The 16,119-nt window shown below is 69.3% G+C and carries 16 protein-coding genes; 4 read left to right on the top strand and 12 right to left on the bottom strand.

The window, feature by feature from the left end:
* Positions 1-111: 111 nt before the first annotated feature.
* Positions 112-1,590: a ShlB/FhaC/HecB family hemolysin secretion/activation protein gene (locus CCS01_RS17830; protein ID WP_146101827.1), complete on the bottom strand. Its 1,479-nt coding sequence runs from the start codon at positions 1,588-1,590 to the stop codon at positions 112-114.
* Between the two features lie 72 nt (positions 1,591-1,662).
* A complete protein-coding gene (locus CCS01_RS17825; RefSeq protein WP_158258465.1) occupies positions 1,663-2,484 on the bottom strand; it encodes a POTRA domain-containing protein in 822 nt (273 codons plus the stop codon).
* Between the two features lie 709 nt (positions 2,485-3,193).
* Between CCS01_RS17825 and acpA the strand changes: the two genes are divergently transcribed.
* Positions 3,194-4,813 (top strand): acid phosphatase, encoded by a 1,620-nt coding sequence (gene acpA, locus CCS01_RS17820; RefSeq protein ID WP_204848331.1) that lies wholly within the window; start codon positions 3,194-3,196, stop codon positions 4,811-4,813.
* Between the two features lie 24 nt (positions 4,814-4,837).
* On the opposite strand, the gene CCS01_RS17815 is transcribed toward acpA, so the two are convergent.
* The 4 genes from CCS01_RS17815 to CCS01_RS17795 all read right to left on the bottom strand — a co-directional run bounded on the left by CCS01_RS17815 (position 4,838) and on the right by CCS01_RS17795 (position 8,710).
* The gene (locus tag CCS01_RS17815; protein ID WP_104520121.1) at positions 4,838-5,788 is read right to left on the bottom strand and encodes an SDR family oxidoreductase; all 951 of its coding nucleotides are present in this window, start codon (positions 5,786-5,788) and stop codon (positions 4,838-4,840) included.
* Between the two features lie 300 nt (positions 5,789-6,088).
* A complete protein-coding gene (locus tag CCS01_RS34705; RefSeq protein WP_204848330.1) occupies positions 6,089-6,508 on the bottom strand; it encodes a hypothetical protein in 420 nt (139 codons plus the stop codon).
* A 595-nt stretch (positions 6,509-7,103) separates the two neighbouring features.
* A complete protein-coding gene (locus CCS01_RS17800) occupies positions 7,104-7,700 on the bottom strand; it encodes a Uma2 family endonuclease (protein ID WP_158258464.1) in 597 nt (198 codons plus the stop codon).
* A gap of 50 nt (positions 7,701-7,750) precedes the next feature.
* Positions 7,751-8,710 (bottom strand): SMP-30/gluconolactonase/LRE family protein, encoded by a 960-nt coding sequence (locus CCS01_RS17795; protein WP_104520118.1) that lies wholly within the window; start codon positions 8,708-8,710, stop codon positions 7,751-7,753.
* Between the two features lie 104 nt (positions 8,711-8,814).
* On the opposite strand from CCS01_RS17795, the gene CCS01_RS17790 reads away from it, so the two are divergent.
* A complete protein-coding gene (locus CCS01_RS17790; RefSeq protein ID WP_104520117.1) occupies positions 8,815-9,093 on the top strand; it encodes a toxin-antitoxin system TumE family protein in 279 nt (92 codons plus the stop codon).
* On the top strand, positions 9,090-9,437 hold the full coding sequence (locus CCS01_RS17785; protein WP_104520116.1) for an HVO_A0114 family putative DNA-binding protein: 348 nt from the start codon (positions 9,090-9,092) through the stop codon (positions 9,435-9,437). Before CCS01_RS17790 ends, CCS01_RS17785 begins: the two co-directional genes overlap by 4 nt.
* A 6-nt stretch (positions 9,438-9,443) precedes the next feature.
* Here CCS01_RS17785 and lptM read toward each other — a convergent pair whose 3' ends face one another.
* Positions 9,444-9,587 carry an LPS translocon maturation chaperone LptM gene (gene lptM / locus CCS01_RS34185; RefSeq protein WP_170114649.1) on the bottom strand — a complete coding sequence of 48 codons (144 nt, stop codon included), beginning with the start codon at positions 9,585-9,587 and terminating at the stop codon, positions 9,444-9,446.
* Positions 9,584-10,954, bottom strand: coding sequence for an argininosuccinate lyase (gene argH, locus CCS01_RS17780; protein WP_104520127.1), 1,371 nt, complete (start codon positions 10,952-10,954; stop codon positions 9,584-9,586). Before argH ends, lptM begins: the two co-directional genes overlap by 4 nt.
* A 57-nt stretch (positions 10,955-11,011) precedes the next feature.
* On the opposite strand from argH, the gene CCS01_RS17775 reads away from it, so the two are divergent.
* A complete protein-coding gene (locus tag CCS01_RS17775) occupies positions 11,012-11,560 on the top strand; it encodes a TlpA disulfide reductase family protein (RefSeq protein WP_239992214.1) in 549 nt (182 codons plus the stop codon).
* A 98-nt stretch (positions 11,561-11,658) separates the two neighbouring features.
* Here CCS01_RS17775 and CCS01_RS17770 read toward each other — a convergent pair whose 3' ends face one another.
* From CCS01_RS17770 to CCS01_RS17755, 4 genes are all read right to left on the bottom strand, one after another.
* Positions 11,659-11,955 (bottom strand): BrnA antitoxin family protein, encoded by a 297-nt coding sequence (locus tag CCS01_RS17770; RefSeq protein WP_104520115.1) that lies wholly within the window; start codon positions 11,953-11,955, stop codon positions 11,659-11,661.
* Complete coding sequence (locus tag CCS01_RS17765; protein WP_104520114.1) at positions 11,936-12,208, bottom strand: BrnT family toxin; 273 nt, start codon at positions 12,206-12,208, stop codon at positions 11,936-11,938. Before CCS01_RS17765 ends, CCS01_RS17770 begins: the two co-directional genes overlap by 20 nt.
* 59 nt (positions 12,209-12,267) lie before the next feature.
* Complete coding sequence (locus tag CCS01_RS17760; protein WP_104520113.1) at positions 12,268-13,395, bottom strand: DUF2336 domain-containing protein; 1,128 nt, start codon at positions 13,393-13,395, stop codon at positions 12,268-12,270.
* A 299-nt stretch (positions 13,396-13,694) separates the two neighbouring features.
* Positions 13,695-15,725 carry a protein-disulfide reductase DsbD family protein gene (locus CCS01_RS17755; RefSeq protein WP_204848329.1) on the bottom strand — a complete coding sequence of 677 codons (2,031 nt, stop codon included), beginning with the start codon at positions 15,723-15,725 and terminating at the stop codon, positions 13,695-13,697.
* Positions 15,726-16,119 lie beyond the last annotated feature (394 nt).

The raw sequence follows: 16,119 nt of genomic DNA, 5'->3' as shown, positions 1-16,119 counted from the left end.
GAACAGCTACCGAGCCATTGTCGATACGTGCTGTCAGGCGTGGAACTTTCCGATGGACACCCCAGAGGTCATTACCTCCATCGGAAGCCGCGACTGGGCACAGGTCAAAATTTAGGGCGGTTGGTATGAGTGGCATCGCCAGTAATCCCGTTCGGCAACGTCAGGCAGCATCATGTCGGCGTCGGGCAACGGCAGCATCCAGCCCATCTGCACGTCCTGCACCGGGTTGATCACCGGAACCGTCAGCGCGGTGAACTGGACGCAGTTGACCGACGAGATCGGGCAGCCGTTGACCTGGTAGTTGTTGTTCGGCTTCGACGACATCTGGCTGGTGGCGGCCGCGAACATGCCGGGGTTGCCGCCGACCACGCCGCTCAGGTTCACGGTCTTGCCGGTCGGCGTGGTGTACTGGACCTGCAGGCCGGCGACGTTGACCGTGCCGTCGGCTGTCCCGCCGGCCAGCGACAGGAACAGCTTCACGCTCGGCTGCAGGAAGCTGCCGAGGCCGACATTGCCGGTCCCGGTCAGGGCGAAGGTCCAGTTGACCAGCCCGCCGGCCTTGATGCCCGGGTTCTGCGTCATGGTGAAGTTCGCCGCCTGGAGATGGACGCCGGCGGACCCGGCGGCCGGGAACGCCTCCTTGTTCCTCGGGTCGCCGCCGCGCGTGCCCAGGCCGGCGAAGCCGTTGCCCGTGCTCAGGTCGATCTTGCCGGAATCCTGGATCCACACGCTGTTGGCCGTCACCACGCCGGTAAGCATCAGGTTCGAGCCGTCCACCAGGTGGAAGCCATGGCCGGCCGCGCTGAACGCGCCCAGCGCGTCGATCGCGTTCGCCTGGGTCAGGGCGACGTCGGCGCCCGTCGCGCCGGCTTCCAGGCTTGTGTTCTGCCAGACCTCGCCCCAGTCATAGAACGCGTAGAACTGCGACCGCAGCTCGAACGGAACCGGCCTGGGCAGCGGGATCGGCGTGTTCAGGCGCAGCTCGGCGTCCACGGTCAGGCCTTTGTCGCCGCTGACCTGGCCATAGTAATAGCCGCGGTTGAAGGTGGGACCGCCGAGGTAGAACTTCTCGGCTGGGGGTATGATGTCGTTACTGTACTGCCCGGCGAGGTTGAACGCCGCGGCGACGGTCGCATCGGCATAGGGACGGAACAGCGTCTGGGTGCGTGAGGCCTGGCCGTTGAACTTGGTGAAGGTGATGTCCTCGCCCAGCCGCGGCGGCGGCGTCGTGGTGTCGCCGTTGTGCGAGGCGCCCAGCATGCCGAGGCCCGGGCTGACCCGCCCGCTGAACCCGTTCAGCCCGCCCCGCTCCGGCCCCAGCAGCGTGTCCAGCACCGCGTAGTCGGCGCCCAGACGCAGGATGCGCAGGCTGTCGTAGCTGCTGCGCTGCGCGGCGCCGTTCGGCCCCAGGTTGTTCAGCACGTTGCTCTGGATCGCGTCGAAATTGGCCAGCAGGTTCAGGCTCTGCTCGCGCAGGCGCACCAGCGGATAGGACAGCTGGGCGCCGAACACCTGGGTCTGGCCGTCATAGCCGATCTGGGCCAGCGCGCCCGACGGCGCGGAATCGCCGGCGCCGCCGTAGAACTTCACCTTCAGGCCAGAGCCGCCGACGAACAGCTCCTCCGACGCCTGGCCGAAGATGTCGGTGCCGTTGAAGGCGCCTTACATCGACAACTGGGTGCGCTCGCCGAACTCGGTGAAGCTGTCGAAGTTGATGACGCCCAGGCCCTCGGACGGGCCGGCCAGGTCCAAGGCGCGGTTGTCGGCGGTGACATAGCCGCTGATCGGCTTGCGCGAGACCTGCGCCACCAGCGTCAGTGCGCCGGGATAGCCGAGCGAAGGGTTCAGCACCGAGCGGACGGTCAGGCCCCGAATGTCCTGCGCCAGCAGCAGCCAGCGCTCCAGCGTCGTGGTCTTCAGCGGCACCTGGCCGACGATATGGTTGAGGAAGCGCAGCACCTGCGTGCCGGCGGGACCGACATTGCCGTCCAGCTTGACCTCGGCGACGTAGCCTTCCACCACCTGAAAGCGCAGTCCGGTGCCGCTGATGATCGCCCGGACGGTGGTATAGACGTAGCCTTGGCTGCGGTACAGGTCGACCAGCGCGCGGCGGGAGGCTTCGGTCCGGCCCTCGGGGATCGCCGGGCCGGTCAGGCCGGCGGTCAGCGGCGCGATGGCGGCGGGCGGGAACGCGGTGATCCCGTCCACCGTTACGCTGGTAATCCGAAGCGTCGCGCCCGCGGTGGATTCGGCCGGGGCGGTCGGCCGGGGCGGCCGCGGCAGGCCGGGCGCGAGGCGCGGTGCCTGCGGCTGCTCGATGCCGGGAAGCGGCGAGCCCGGGGCCGGCAGCGCGGGCTGGCGCGCCGGCGCCGCGACCGGCGCCTGCCCCCGGGCGACGCCGCCGCTGCCGGCACAGGCGAGAACGGTAAGGGCGAGGCGGCCTGACCTGGACAGCCACGCGCGTTTGCTACGTCCGAACGGCAACCGACTCCCCTTTGCCGCTTTCATGCCGCGACACATAACGACACATTCGACACGATCTCTTATGGTTAATAAAAAGACAAGAGGGGGGCGGGTTCAGGTTCCTGGCCGCCGGGCGAAGAAAGCGGAACGGTACGCTGGAGAATCGCCTTCAAGTCGTCAGGAACGGGCGATCGGCACGCGGAATGGTTGTAGCTACAGGAGAAAATACATCAGACCAGACCCCGGAACACCAGGAAAAGTGGCGTGCAGGTGCCGTGCCGTATCGCCACCGTCTGGCCGGACAGCGGCGCTGTGCGGATCGGAACGGAGGAAGTATGGAACAAGACCCTGCTACCGAGTCCATTCCTGTTCCGTCATGGACCGGTTTGCCATGTCCCTGGCCTGAGAGCCGAGGCGTCGCGTAATAATCGATATAATTCCGTTATCCGCAGATAGGGTTGACCATGACGCAGAGGGAACGGCCGAGGCTGCCCGGTCGTCCTTCCACCGGTCCGCCACGGTCGTGGCTCCCGCCGTCACGGCCCTGCGCCGGCTCGTCCGGACTATCTGTTCAGGCGCGTGTGCCGCGACAGGCGGTCCGGATGGGCCGGGCCATGACGAGGGGGCATTGTCATGCAACCGCCATCCCCAACTTGCCTGCCGGGTCTATAAGGCCCATCGTTTGGTCACGGTATGCAACGACCGCGAGGTGGGAGCGAGGATGCACAGGATGAAGCGATTTGCCGCCGCGCTGGCGGCTCTGTCGGCCGCGCTGCAGGCGCCGGCCCTGGCCGCGCCCCCGCGGTATGACGACATCCGAACCCTCGTGGTGATCTATGCCGAGAACCGCAGCTTCGACAACCTGTACGGCACCTTCCCCGGCGCCGACGGCCTGGCCGATGCCCCGGCGACCGCAACCACCCAGCTCGACCGCGACGGCAAGCCGTTGCCCGGGCTACCGGCGATCTGGGGTGGCCTGGGCTACCGGGTGCCGCAGGGCGCGCCGGAGGCCCCCGTTGCGCTGACCGAGGGCCAGACCCGGCGCTTCCTGGGCGGCTTCAACCATCCCTACGACATTGCGTCGCTGTACAAGGCCGCCGGCGCGGCGGACGTCGATCCGCTGCGCTATGCCAACCGCGACCTGCATCACCGCTTCTACGAGCACCAGATGGAGATCAACGGCGGCGCCAACAACATGTTCGCCGCCTGGTCGAACGCCGGCGGGCTGACCATGGGGTATTTCACCCCGGCCGCCGCGCAGGCGATGCCGCTGTGGCACTGGGCGCACGACTACGTGCTGGCGGACCATTTCTTCCAGGGCGCGTTCGGCGGGTCGTTCCTGAACCATTTCTACCTGGCCTGCGCCTGCGCCCCGTACTATGGCCACGACGGCGTCAACCCGTACGGCGGCGTCAATCCCAGCGTCTCGGCGGTCGAGCCGGACGGCGTGACCCTGGTGACGGCGTGGCGTTCCCCGGCCTCGGCGCTGGACGGGCCGCCGGTGTTCAAGCGCAGCGGTGCCCTGACGCCGGATTTCTACGCCGTGAACACCATGGAGCCGCCCTACCCGCCCAGCGGCAAGGCCGACGCGTCGCAGCGGACGGTGGACCTGAAGCGGGCGACGACAATGGTGCCGCAGACCGAGACCACCATCGGCGACCTGCTGAGCGCCGCGGGCATCGGCTGGGCCTGGTACGCCGGCGCCTGGGATTTCGCCTTGTCGCATCCACCCTTCGCCGCCGGCGCGTCGGAGGCGAGCCCGAACTTCGTCTATCACCACCAGCCGTTCAATTATTTCGCCGCGTTCGACCCGGCCACCCCGGCAGGCGCGGCCAACCGCGCCGCGCACCTGCTGGACGCCGGCGTGGTGACCGACCCGGCGGTACTACCGAAGTCGCGGTTCCTGTCCGACATCCGCCACGGCACCCTGCCGCCGGTGGCATTCTACAAGCCGCAGGGCTCGATGGACGAGCATGCGGGCTATGCCGCCATCCTCGACGGCGACAGGCACATCGCCGCCCTGCTGTCGGCCTTGCGGGCCAGTCCGCAATGGCCGCACATGCTGGTGGTGGTGACCTATGACGAGTTCGGCGGCTGGTGGGACCACGTGCCGCCGCCGAAGGGCGACCGGTTCGGCCCGGGGACCCGCATCCCGGCGCTGATCGTCTCGCCGTTCGCGCGGAAGGGGACGGTGGACCACACGCCGTATGATACGGTCTCGATCCTGCGCTTCATCACCGCCCGCTGGCACCTGCCGGTGCTGCCGGGGATCGCCGCCCGGGATGCCGCGGTGTCGGCGCATGGCGGGCCGAAGCTGGGGGACCTGACCGGGGCCCTGGACCTGCCGTAGCGTCGCACCAGCGGCGCGGGCGGCTCAGCCGAAGCCCACGCCGGTCAGTTTCTCCGACAGCGCCCACAGGCGGATGCCGGCGGCGGGGTTCTCGGCGTGCGGGTAGATGCGCGCCAGGCCGGGCGGGCCGCGGGTCTCGCCCGGGCCGGACGGGCCGTAATAGGCGCCGCCCGCCGCCTCGGGCGCCGTCGCCGCATACAGCGAGGGCAGCGCGCCGGCCCTCGCCGACTGCGCCACCAGGTTGAACGCCCGCGTGGCCAGCCAGGCCTTCAACGGCGCGCCGCCGCGGCCGATGCCGTTGTCGATGATGTCAGTCCGGGCCCAGCCGGGATGCGCCGCGATGCTGCGCAGCGGCCAGCCGTTCTGCTCGATCCGGCGCTGCAGCTCGATCGAGAACACCAGCATGGCGAGCTTGCTCTGGCCGTAGGCGCGCATCGGGTCGTAGCCGAGGTCCCCCTGCAGGTCGTCCAGGTTGAGCCGCGCGCGGCGGTGCGCCAGGCTGGCGACGTTCACCACCCGGCCGCCGCCGCGCGCGGCGCACAGCGCCTCCCGCAGCCCCGCGGTCAGGGCGAAATGGCCGAGGTAGTTGACGCCGATCTGCCGCTCGAAGCCGTCCTCGGTCTGCTGCCGGGTGGGAAAGCCCATGACGCCGGCGTTGTTGACCAGGATGTCGACCACGCCGCGATGCGTCGTGGTCACCGTGTCGGCGAAGCGCGCCACCGAGGCCAGGCTGGCGAGGTCGAGATGCTCGAACCGGACCTTGGCGCCCGGGACCGCGCGCTGGATGCGGCCGATGGCCCCGGCCCCCTTGGCGCGGTCGCGTCCGGCGACAATGGTGGTGGCGCCGCAGCGGGCGAGGCCGAGCGCCGTCTCGAAGCCGATTCCGCCGGTGGCGCCGGTGACGATGGCGAGCTTGCCCTCCAGACCGGGCGCGTCGTTCAGGGTCCAGTTTGGCTTCGGGGCCGTCGTCGGCATGGTGGTCCTTCGGGTTGCGGGTTGACACGCCCGTGGAACTCTCAGCGCCGCTTTTTAATCCGGGATTGGCCGGGATGAAAGCGAACGGCGGGGCGGGTCCCACAGCGTCCGGGCGGGCCGCCGCCGATGGGCCGTCCACAGGAATTTAAAGGTTAACAATGCCTTAACATAGCGTTTTCGTGGCGTGGAGCGAATAGTTGTAAAAACAATAGCTTAACCGCCTGCACAAACTTTCGGCAGTTTGAATTTTCCGGGCTTGAACGCGCCTTCCAGCGCGCTCACGGCGAATCGTTCACAATGTTATCCACAGGTGTCGGGGATAACGGAGGGGTTATTCACCCGATGCGGCAAACGGCCGTTCCCGGCGCGCCATGGCCGGGCGTGTCCTGTCCACCCGCGCTTCGGCGGCACGGCGTAGATGGCCGGGACACGCCCTACCGGATTCAACCGTTTGATGCCCTCAATCATGGTCCGGAGGCGCACATGACCGCGGGCGAGCACAATTGGTCCTGGCTTGCGGCCATATCCGTTCCATCCACCGAGACGAGCGCAGATCCAGGTCGCATGGGCCAGCGACCCGGACGGATGAGGGTTCTTTTGCCGCTCGGTCTTGCCCTCCAAGGTCTGGCCGATGCGCTCGATCAGCGGCTGATCTTCGGGCGCGAAGACGTCGCCCATCGGCCGATTGGCCTGTCCGTCGCGGTCATTGTCGCGCGACAATCTGGATGAGAATCCGCATTGCCTCGCCTGAAATGCTCCCGCGCATCATGCCGCCGTGCTGGTCGACGGCGCCGGCTTTCATGCCACGGCGGCGGATCTCGTGGCGCCGCCCACCATCACGCCGGTGACGCTGCCTGCCCACAGCCCGGAATTGAGCCCGCCGGAGGGCGTATGGCGCTTCCTCAAGGGGGACCGCTCGCACATCGGCTCGATCGCAACGTCGACGAGATCATGGACAAGTGCTGCGCGGCCTGGCACTCGCTCGTGGACGAACCGGGTCGCATCCCGCAGCCTCTGTTCCCATGCCTGGCTGATGGTCAGGCCTGCGCCTGCGTAGGCCTCTTCGTGCGGCACGCGACGGAGCGCTGACGATCGGATCGACGCTGCCATGGGCCGCCGTGGCGGCGCGTGCCTTCTTGCCGATATTGTTTCGTCCATGCGGGCCGCGGCCGTGTCGATTGATTCCGCATTCGGTTCATCCACCGACGTGCGCGTTGTTTCGTTGCAACCTCTGGCATGGCCACGCCACTCGCCAGGCCAATCCGGGCCGCATCAATGGTCGCAGGAAAACGGTCAAAGTTTCACGGGAATCGTATTACTCCCTGGCAGCGTCCCCTATGGCCAACCACGTCGTGCGGTAAACCGCCTCGATCGGCAGACAGAGGCCGATGTTCTCCAGCGCCACCTCGTCCCGATCGACCTCCGCCGGCTGATCGGGCCAGCTTCCTTCTGCGTTGCGGCGCAAAATCAGCGCGCCAATCGGCGTCGTGCGGAACACCACGATCTCCCGCACGCTGGGGATCGTGGTACAGGCCCAGACGTTGATCCAGGTCTCAGCCTGGTTGCCCGGCGACAGGATCTCGATCACCAGGACCGGATAGCGCAGCGCCTTGTCCTCTTGCCGGATCGGCGAGCAGGTGACCGCAAGATCGGGAATAAGCATGTTGATGTCGGACCTGGAGGCCGGAACGACGCCCGGCGTGGCCACAATCCGACATGGGCTTGACTGGCTGTCCAGAAATGCGCCGATCAACTGACCGATCCGCGCTTGGATCACGCCGTGCGTCGGACTGGGCGGGGCCATGGCCGGCGGCACGCCGTCAACCAGTTGCCAAAGCCCGGATGTCGGCGCTTCCCAGTCCAGGAAGGCCTCCACCGTCATCAACTCCGGAAGCTTCGGCGCGACGTCCATGGATGTAACCCTGGCACAATCCGCATGGCCCCCGAAGGACTGCCAGGCCATCACCCGCCCGCCGCCCCCTGCGCCTCCACATACAGCGCATACACGGACTGGCTCGCCGCCATAAACAGCCGGTTCCGCTTGCGCCCGCCGAAGCAGACATTGGCGCAGCGCTCCGGCAGCAGAATGCGCCCGATCAGCGTCCCGTCCGGCGCGAACACCGCCACGCCGTCCTGACCCTCGCCGCCGGAGAATCCACACCAGACATTGCCCGCGGTATCGCAGCGAATGCCGTCCGCCCAGCCGTCGCCGTCGAAGAACGTCCGCCCATTCACCACCCGGGTGCCGTTCTCCACCACGTCGTAAACCCGCGTATACCGAGGCTGGCCGTATGGCGTATCCACGACATACAAACGGGACTCATCCGGCGAGAAGCACAGCCCGTTCGGCCGCGCCATGTCGCCCACGGCCACCGTCATGCTGTTGCTGCGCGGGTCCAGCCGGTACACCCGGAACGGCAGTTCCTGCAGCGCCGCGTGCCCCAGGTAGTTCCCCCGCGTCCCGGCGCCGTTGTCGCTGAACCAGATGGTGCCGTCGGACTTCACCACCACGTCGTTCGGCCCGGTCAGCTTCCGGCCCTCGAAGCGCTCCGCCAGGGTCACCACGGCGCCGTCATACGCGGTGCGGGTCAGGCGCTGGGTGTCGTGCTCGCAGGTCAGCAGCCGCCCCTGGCGGTCGCGGGTGTTGCCGTTGGCGTAGTGCGAGGGTTCCCGGAACACGCTGATCCCGCCGGTGGTCTCGTCCCAGCGCAGGATGCGGTCGTTGGGGATGTCGGAGAACAGCAGGAAGCGTCCGTCGCCGAACCAGACCGGTCCCTCGGTGAAGGCGAACCCGGTGGCGATCCGCCGGATCGCGGCATTGCCCAGGACCATCGGCCGGAACCGCTCGTCCAGCACCACCACGTCCGGATCGGGATAGCGTATCGGCTGCGGCGAGTCCCAGCGCGTCGGGCTTCCCGGCATGGCGTTTCCCTCCCCTTGGCCGCCATAGGAACACGGCGGGGACAGCGTGAAAAGTCCAGTGTTGGAGGTATTGACAACACCAGCCGCTTGCCCCACCTGACGGCATGAAAGCAAGGCTGCTGTTCAAGCGCAGGCTCGTGCCGTCGCCGGACGCATTCGCCGACGTTGTCCTGTGGCCGGTTCCGTCGCCGGTCAGGGGCAGCGCCCACAGCCTCAAATACAGTCCTGCCCTGGTCGTCGATGAGGTTTGTGTACTGCGCTACGACAATGAGGCCGGAAAAGGCGATCATATCCATGAACACAGCGAACAGCGTCCGTATGCCTTCGTCAGCCAGACTCGCCTGTTGAACGACTTTCTCGGAGGTCGGAAGGTGGCTCCATGACCGTCGTAACCCTTGATGTCCGCTCGCTCGAGGACACGCTCGCCGACGTCGCCCAGGTCTGCCAGACCGCCCAGCCCGACACCGGCCCGCGGATCAGCTTCGCCACGCCCGCGCTGCTGTGGCAGGTGCTGACAGCCAGGCGATGGGACCTGCTGAAGGCGCTCACCGGCCAGCCGCCGATGTCGCTGCGTCAGGCCGCGCGCCGCGCCGGACGCGACGTCAAGGCGGTGCACGGCGACGTCCACGCCCTGCTGAAGGCCGGGGTGCTGACGAAAACCGCCGAGGGAAAGATCGCCTTTCCCTACGACGGTATCCACGTCGATTTCACCCTGCACGCCGCCTGACCACCCTCATTGCGACGGAAACGCCTGCGGCGCCGGATACGTCTTCGGGAAGATGATCTTGTCCGCCGGCCCGGGCGGCTCGTTCGGCCCCTTCTTGCCGCACGCCGCCAGCAGGCAGGCGGCGGCCAGCAGCACCAGCAGCGCCCTCATGCCAGCACCGCCAGCCAGCGCGCGGCCTGCTCGGCCACGTTCGCCGGCGCCGTGCCGCCATAGCTGGTGCGCGACGCCACCGACGCCTCCACCGTCAGCACCGAGAACACATCATCGGTGATCCCCGGCTCGACCGCCTGCATCTCGGCCAGCGTCAGGTCCGCCAGGTCGACGCCGCGCGCCTCCGCCAGCGCCACCAGCCGCCCGGTGACGTGGTGGGCGCTGCGGAACGGCAGCCGCAGCACCCGCACCAGCCAGTCGGCCAGGTCGGTCGCGGTGGCGAAGCCGGAGCCGGCGAAGGCCCGCATCCGGGCGGTGTCCGGCACCATGTCCCGCACCATGCCCGCGGTCGCCGCCAGCGACAGCGCCCAGGCTTCGGCGGCGTCAAACACCGGTTCCTTGTCCTCCTGCATGTCCTTGGCGTAGGCCAGCGGCAGGCCCTTCATCACCGTCAGCAGCCCCACCAGCGCCCCGGTCACCCGCCCGGTCTTCGCCCGCACCAACTCCGCCGCGTCCGGGTTGCGCTTCTGCGGCATGATGGAGGACCCGGTGGTGAACGCGTCCGAGAGCCGGATGAAGCGGTACGGCGCGCTGCACCAGATCACGATCTCTTCGGCCAGGCGTGACAGGTGCATGGCGCTGATCGCGGCGGCCGAGAGGAACTCCAGCGCGAAGTCCCGGTCCGACACCGCGTCCAGCGAGTTGGCCGTCGGCCGGTCGAACCCCAGCGCCGCGGCGGTCATCGCCCGGTCGATCGGGAACGAGGTGCCGGCCAACGCGGCGGACCCCAGCGGGCAGGCGTTCAGCCGCCGCCGGCAGTCGGCCAGCCGCCCGCGGTCGCGCTCCAGCATCTCAATATAGGCCAACAGGTGGTGGCCGAACGTCACCGGCTGCGCGGTCTGCAGGTGGGTGAAGCCCGGCATCGGATCGCCCGCGTGCTGCGCCGCCCGCTGCGCCAGCGCCAGCATCACGTCGGACACCTGCGCCGTCAGCCCGTCGATGGCGTCGCGCACCCACAGGCGGAAATCCGTCGCCACCTGGTCGTTGCGGCTGCGCGCGGTGTGCAGGCGCTTGCCGGCCTCGCCGATGCGCTCGGTCAGCCGCGCCTCGATGTTCATGTGGATGTCTTCCAGCGCCACGTCGAAGGCGAAGCGGCCGGCCTCGATTTCCTGCGCGATCGCCTCTAGTCCGCTTGCGATGGCGTCCTCATCTTCCGCGCTGAGGAGGCCGATCGTCGCCAGCATGGCGGCGTGGGCGCGGGAGCCGCGTATATCCTGCCGCCACAGCTTGCGGTCGAACCCGATGGAGGCGTTGATGTCCTGCATGATCACCGAGGGCCCGCCGGCGAAGCGGCCACCCCACTGCATGTTGGCCGGTTTGGCGGGATGGTCAGGCGTGTCGGTCACGGGAGAGGTTCCAGCTTGATGATGCACCGCAGAATGGTCCTGGGCGCGGCGGCCGGCACCCTAGCCGCCACCGCCCTGCCGCGTAAACCGCTGGCTGCGGACCTGCCGTCGCTGGCGCAGGAGCTGAAGCCGGTCTCGCCGCCGGCGCCGCCGCCGGACGGGGTGTTCGTCGCGGCCGACGGGTCCAGGCACCACCTGTCGGAGTTCAAGGGCCGCGGCATGGTGGTAAACCTCTGGGCGACGTGGTGCGCCCCCTGCGTGGCCGAGATGCCGTCGCTGGCGGCGCTGTCGAAGGCGCTGGCGCCGCAGGACATCGCCGTGCTGCCTCTGTCGTCCGACCGCGGCGGGGCGGATGCGGTGCGGGCCTGGTTCCAGGAGCACGCCATCACCGGCCTGCCGGTGCTGCTCGACCCCAAGGGCGCGCTGGCGCGGGCGTTCAACGCGCGCGGCATTCCGACGACGGTGGTGATCAACACCGCCGGCCTGATGGTCGCCCGCCTGGAAGGCGCCGCAGACTGGGCCGCGCCGGAGTCCCGGGCGCTGGTGCGCAAGCTGGCCGAAAGCTGATTTCCGCCCGGCGGCCGAGGATGTTGCCGCCCTGTTATGGCCCGGAGATGACGGAAAGGCCGCGGGCCTGCCGGCAGCGACCGCGACCCCGCCGGCCGTTACGTCGAGCCGACAGGCATATGCGTGCGCAGCACCTGGTTCATCAGCGCCTGCCAGCCCGGGCCGCTGCGCCGGTAGGCGTCCAGCACGTCGACGTCCAGCCGCAGCGTCTGGTTGACCTTCCGGTCCGCCTTCGCCGGCCGGCCGCGCCCGCGTCGCACCGTCTCGGCGGCTTCCGGGCCGAACAATTCGGTGACCACCTCCAGCGCCGGCCGCGCCTTGGCCACGTCCTCCCGGCTCCATTCCGGATTGTCCGCGTCGGGCTTGGAGGCCGTGTCATCCGCGTGCTGTGTCATACCACCGAACCTCTTTCCAGTTGGCCTTGCGGAGGCTGATCACGTGGACCGCGTCGTCCCGGTACGTCACCACCGCCACATGCAGCCGCACGCCAATCAGTCCGAGCACCTGCATCCGGCGTTCCCCATAGTCGCGCCGCCGATCCTCCCGCGCGATCGCGGTGTCCCAGTCGAGATTGGCGACCAGGTCGAAGGGCAGGTCGCGCTCGAGGATGTTGCGGGCATTCTTCGCCGGATCGAAGGTGATCTTCATGGCCGTATATCCTCGAAGACTGGTCGCGTCAAGAATTATCGCTGTAGCCGAAAATCCCCTTATCCAGCCGCCGCCGCATCGCCCGCCGGCATCAGCACGTCGCCCAGCTTGTCGATCAGGTAATCGGCGTCCGCGGCATCGAGCGCCTCCACCGTCGTCAGCACCCGGCTGATCACCCGCGCACGGAACCGCTCCAGGTCCCGCGGGTTGCCGTCGAACCCCGTCTCGTCCAGCACCTCCACCGCGGCCTGCACCGTACCGAGCAGCCGCTCCGGCAGCGCCGCCTTGCGATACAGCGCGACCAGGCCATGCCGGCTCGGGTCGTGGATCAGCAGTTGCGCATTGGCCAGCGGCACGTCGCCGACGGCCGCCATGGCGGCTTCGAAGAACGCGATGTCCCCGCTGCACAGCGCGCGCAGCATCAGCGTCGGGGTCAGTCGGCGATTGCGGTGCATCTGCGCCACCATGTCGTGCAGGCCCTCGTCCGAGGCGCCCATGCTGAGGTGCAGGATCGCCTGCTCGCGCGACGCCAGCACGATGTCGGCGGCGGCGGCGGGCGACAGCGCGTGCCGGTTGACCAGTTGCGCCTGCCACTCCCGCGACACCAGCGTCACCAGCCGCTCGGCGATCGCCGGCGGCAGGCTCGGCCGCAGCACCATGGCCTCCTTGACCACGTCGCTGCCGGCGAAGCGGGTGACCGCGCGGGTCATGCTGCTCTCGGCGATCGCGGCGCTGTCGTTGGCCATCAGCCGCGCCACCGCCGGCGCCTCGGCATGGGTGATCAGCGCGTCGGACACCGTCTCGCTCAGGTTTGCCCGCCCCGCGATCGCTTCCTGCTTCGCCGCCGAGCCCTGCCGGACGATCGCCGCCAGGTCGTCGTCGGTCAGCACCAGCGAGTCGGCCAGCAGCGGCATGGCGATCTGGTCGATGTCCTCGGCCAGCTTCAGCGCAACGTCATGCGGCAGGTTGCGGGAGTGCCGCAGGCCCTCGGCCACCGAGGCCCGCACCTTGGCCTCGATGTCCCGCGCCAGGATGCGCACGATGTCCTTGGCGACGGCGGCCTCGGCGGTTGTCAGCTCGGAGCCGGACAGCTCCGCCGCCAGCTTGTCGGCGAGTTCGGCGCGCGTCTCGGCCGAGGGTTCGGACAGAAGCCGGGCGACATCCTGCGATGTCAGGGAAGCGGCCATGGGGACCTCGATTCACGTTGGTCCGGCCACCTTGCCAGCGAGAGATAAACAAGCGGTTAATCCGCCGGCGCCCCGGTCGGTGCCCCGGTCGGTACCCGTCCCGGGCGGCGGTGCATCCCGGTCGCTGCCATGAACATGCGGGTTCGCAGGTGCCGAGGGCGCGCGTAGCGAGGTCGTCTCCCTATCGTCATGGCCGGGCCTGTCCCGGCCGTCTGCGCTGCAATGGCGCGGGGTGGATGGCCGGGACACGTCCGGCCATGACGGTGAGAGAACGGCCGCGACCGGGCCAATGCCGTGCCCTACGACGGCCGCAGCATGTCCAGCACCTGGCTCTCGGTCAGTATCTGCGGCAGCACCACCTGCTGGCCGCCATGCGCTGGGTAGAACACATACAGCGGCACGCCGTCGCGGCCGTTCTGCCGCAGGAAGTCGGTGATCGCCGGGTCCTGCCGCGTCCAGTCGCCCTTCATGTAGGTCACGCCCCCGGCGGCGAACGCCTGCTTCACCGCATCCGTGCTCAGTGCCACCCGCTCGTTCACCAGGCAGGTGACGCACCAGGCGGCGGTCATGTCGACGAACACCGGCCGCCCCTCGGCCCGCAGCGCCGCCAGCCGTTGCGGCGAGAACGCCTCGGTGCCGGCCTCGGCCGTGGCGGTGGCGGCGCCGACGGGCGCGGCGCTGAGGCCGCTGAGGATCGCCAGCGCGGTCAGCACCGCGACGCCCGCCGCCGCCTGGCCGAACCGCCGGGGGTGCGTCGAGGCCATCTGCGAGGCGCCCAGCACCCAGCCGGCAAAGCCGATCAAAACAAGCCCCGCGGCGGTGGCCAGCACGCCGGTCGGCCCCGCCTCCTGCGAGACCACCCACAGCAGCCAGACCGCGGCGCCGTACATCGGGAAGGCCAGCGCCTGCTTCAGCATCTCCATCCAGCGGCCGGGCTTCGGCATCACCCGCGCCAGGCCGGGGATCGACGCCAGCGCCACGTACGGCGAGGCCAGTCCCAGCCCCATCACCGCGAACACCAGCAGGGTGACGACCGGCGGCGCCGCCAGCCCAGCGGCGACCGCCACGCCCATGAACGGCGCGGTGCACGGCGTCGCCACCAGCACCGCCAGCAGCCCGGTGAAGAAGCTGCCCGCCACCCCGTGCCGCCCGGCCAGGCCGCTGCCGGTGCCGATCAGCCCGGAGCCCACCTGGAACACGCCCGACAGGTTCAGCCCGACGGCGAACAGCAGCCAGGTCATCGCCGCGACGAACACCGGCGAGGAGAACTGGAAGCCCCAGCCCGCCGCCGTGCCCGCCGCCCGCGCCGCCAGCAGCCCCGCCGCCAGCGCCATGAACGTCACCAGCACGCCCAGCGTGTAGGACAGCGAGTGCGCGTGCCCCCGTCCGCCGTGCAGCGCCAGCGCCACCGCCTTCATCGCCAGGATCGGGAACACGCACGGCATCAGGTTGAGGATCAGCCCGCCCAGGAAGGCGAAGATCAGCACCTGTCCCAGCGGCGGCAGCGCCGGGACCGGCGCCGGCCCGGGTTTGGCATCGATCATCACGTCCGACTGCAGACCGGACCGGTCGCGCACCGACAGCACGCCCGAGAGGTTGGCCCGCGCGTTGAACCCCGGCGCCGGCTTCAGCGACAGCGTGAAGAAGCCGCGCCGCACCGACAGCGGCTGTGCCGCGCCGTCCAGGATGCGGCCCGGCTGGTCGGGGATGAACCAGGCGTCGGTCACGGTCCGCGGCGTCAGTTCCGGCCCCTGCACGACCAGCGTGCCGTCCGGAGCGATCCGCGTCATCCACGGCGAGGCACGCGGCACCGCCCGGTCGTGCGCGGCGAACAGCGGCGCCTGCACCGACGGCTTCGGCGGGCCGACGGGCAGGGTCAGGGCGAAGTCGCCTTCCTCGGGGATGCAGATGTCCTTGCAGACCAGCCACTGCGCATGCGCCCTGATCGCGCCGGTCCTGGCCGTGACGGTCACCGGCAGCAGCACCCGGTCGGTGTAGCCGTAGGTCATCACCGGCCCTTCCGCGAGGCGGCGCGGCGTCGGCCAGTCGATCGCGGAGCCGGTGCCGCCCTCGATGTCCAGCGTCGGCGCGGCCCCGGCGTCGCCCGGGTTCTTCCAGTAGGTGTGCCAGCCATCCGCCATGCGCAGGTACAGGCCGACGCGGAACGGTTGCCCGGGCTGCATCGCATCGGCGTCGGTGACCAGCGTCGCGGTCACGCGCGGCGACGTGACCGGGGCGCTTTCCAGCGCCAGGGCCGGCGCCAGGGGCAACACCAGGGCCGGCATCGCCCACAGCATGGCCGTCATCGCCAGCGTCAGAAGCCGCTTCATACCGTCTCCTTCGTTCGCACCGCCGCGGATCCGCCCGCTGTCGTTCGCCGCGGGCCGGCGCTCCTTTAGCACGGCCGGCGGCCGGCGACAGCGGTCTTGCGCGCAAGCGCCGCCACCTGTGGCCGGGCGGCATCGCGCCGGCGCGGTCGCGCGTTTGTACGGCGGCGTCGCGTCATAGTGACATATCTAAACTGATTGAAAGTTAACCTGCACCGCTGCGGTGCGTTGAGTAAAAACCTGTAGAATATCTGTGCGCACAAAAAATTACCTGCTTACGCACCTTCCTCAGCCAATTTTTCCGGATGATCGTTATCCTTATCAAACATAAACATCGGCCAGCTTGAGCAACCGGTAGGGCATGGGCGTGGTGCGGACACCTGCCCAGAGAAGCCGC

It is taken from the genome of Rhodopila globiformis (assembly GCF_002937115.1).
GTDB classification, from domain to species: domain Bacteria; phylum Pseudomonadota; class Alphaproteobacteria; order Acetobacterales; family Acetobacteraceae; genus Rhodopila; species Rhodopila globiformis.
Note: the sequence above shows the minus strand (reverse complement) of the source record. Positions and strands in the feature narration are given on the sequence as shown.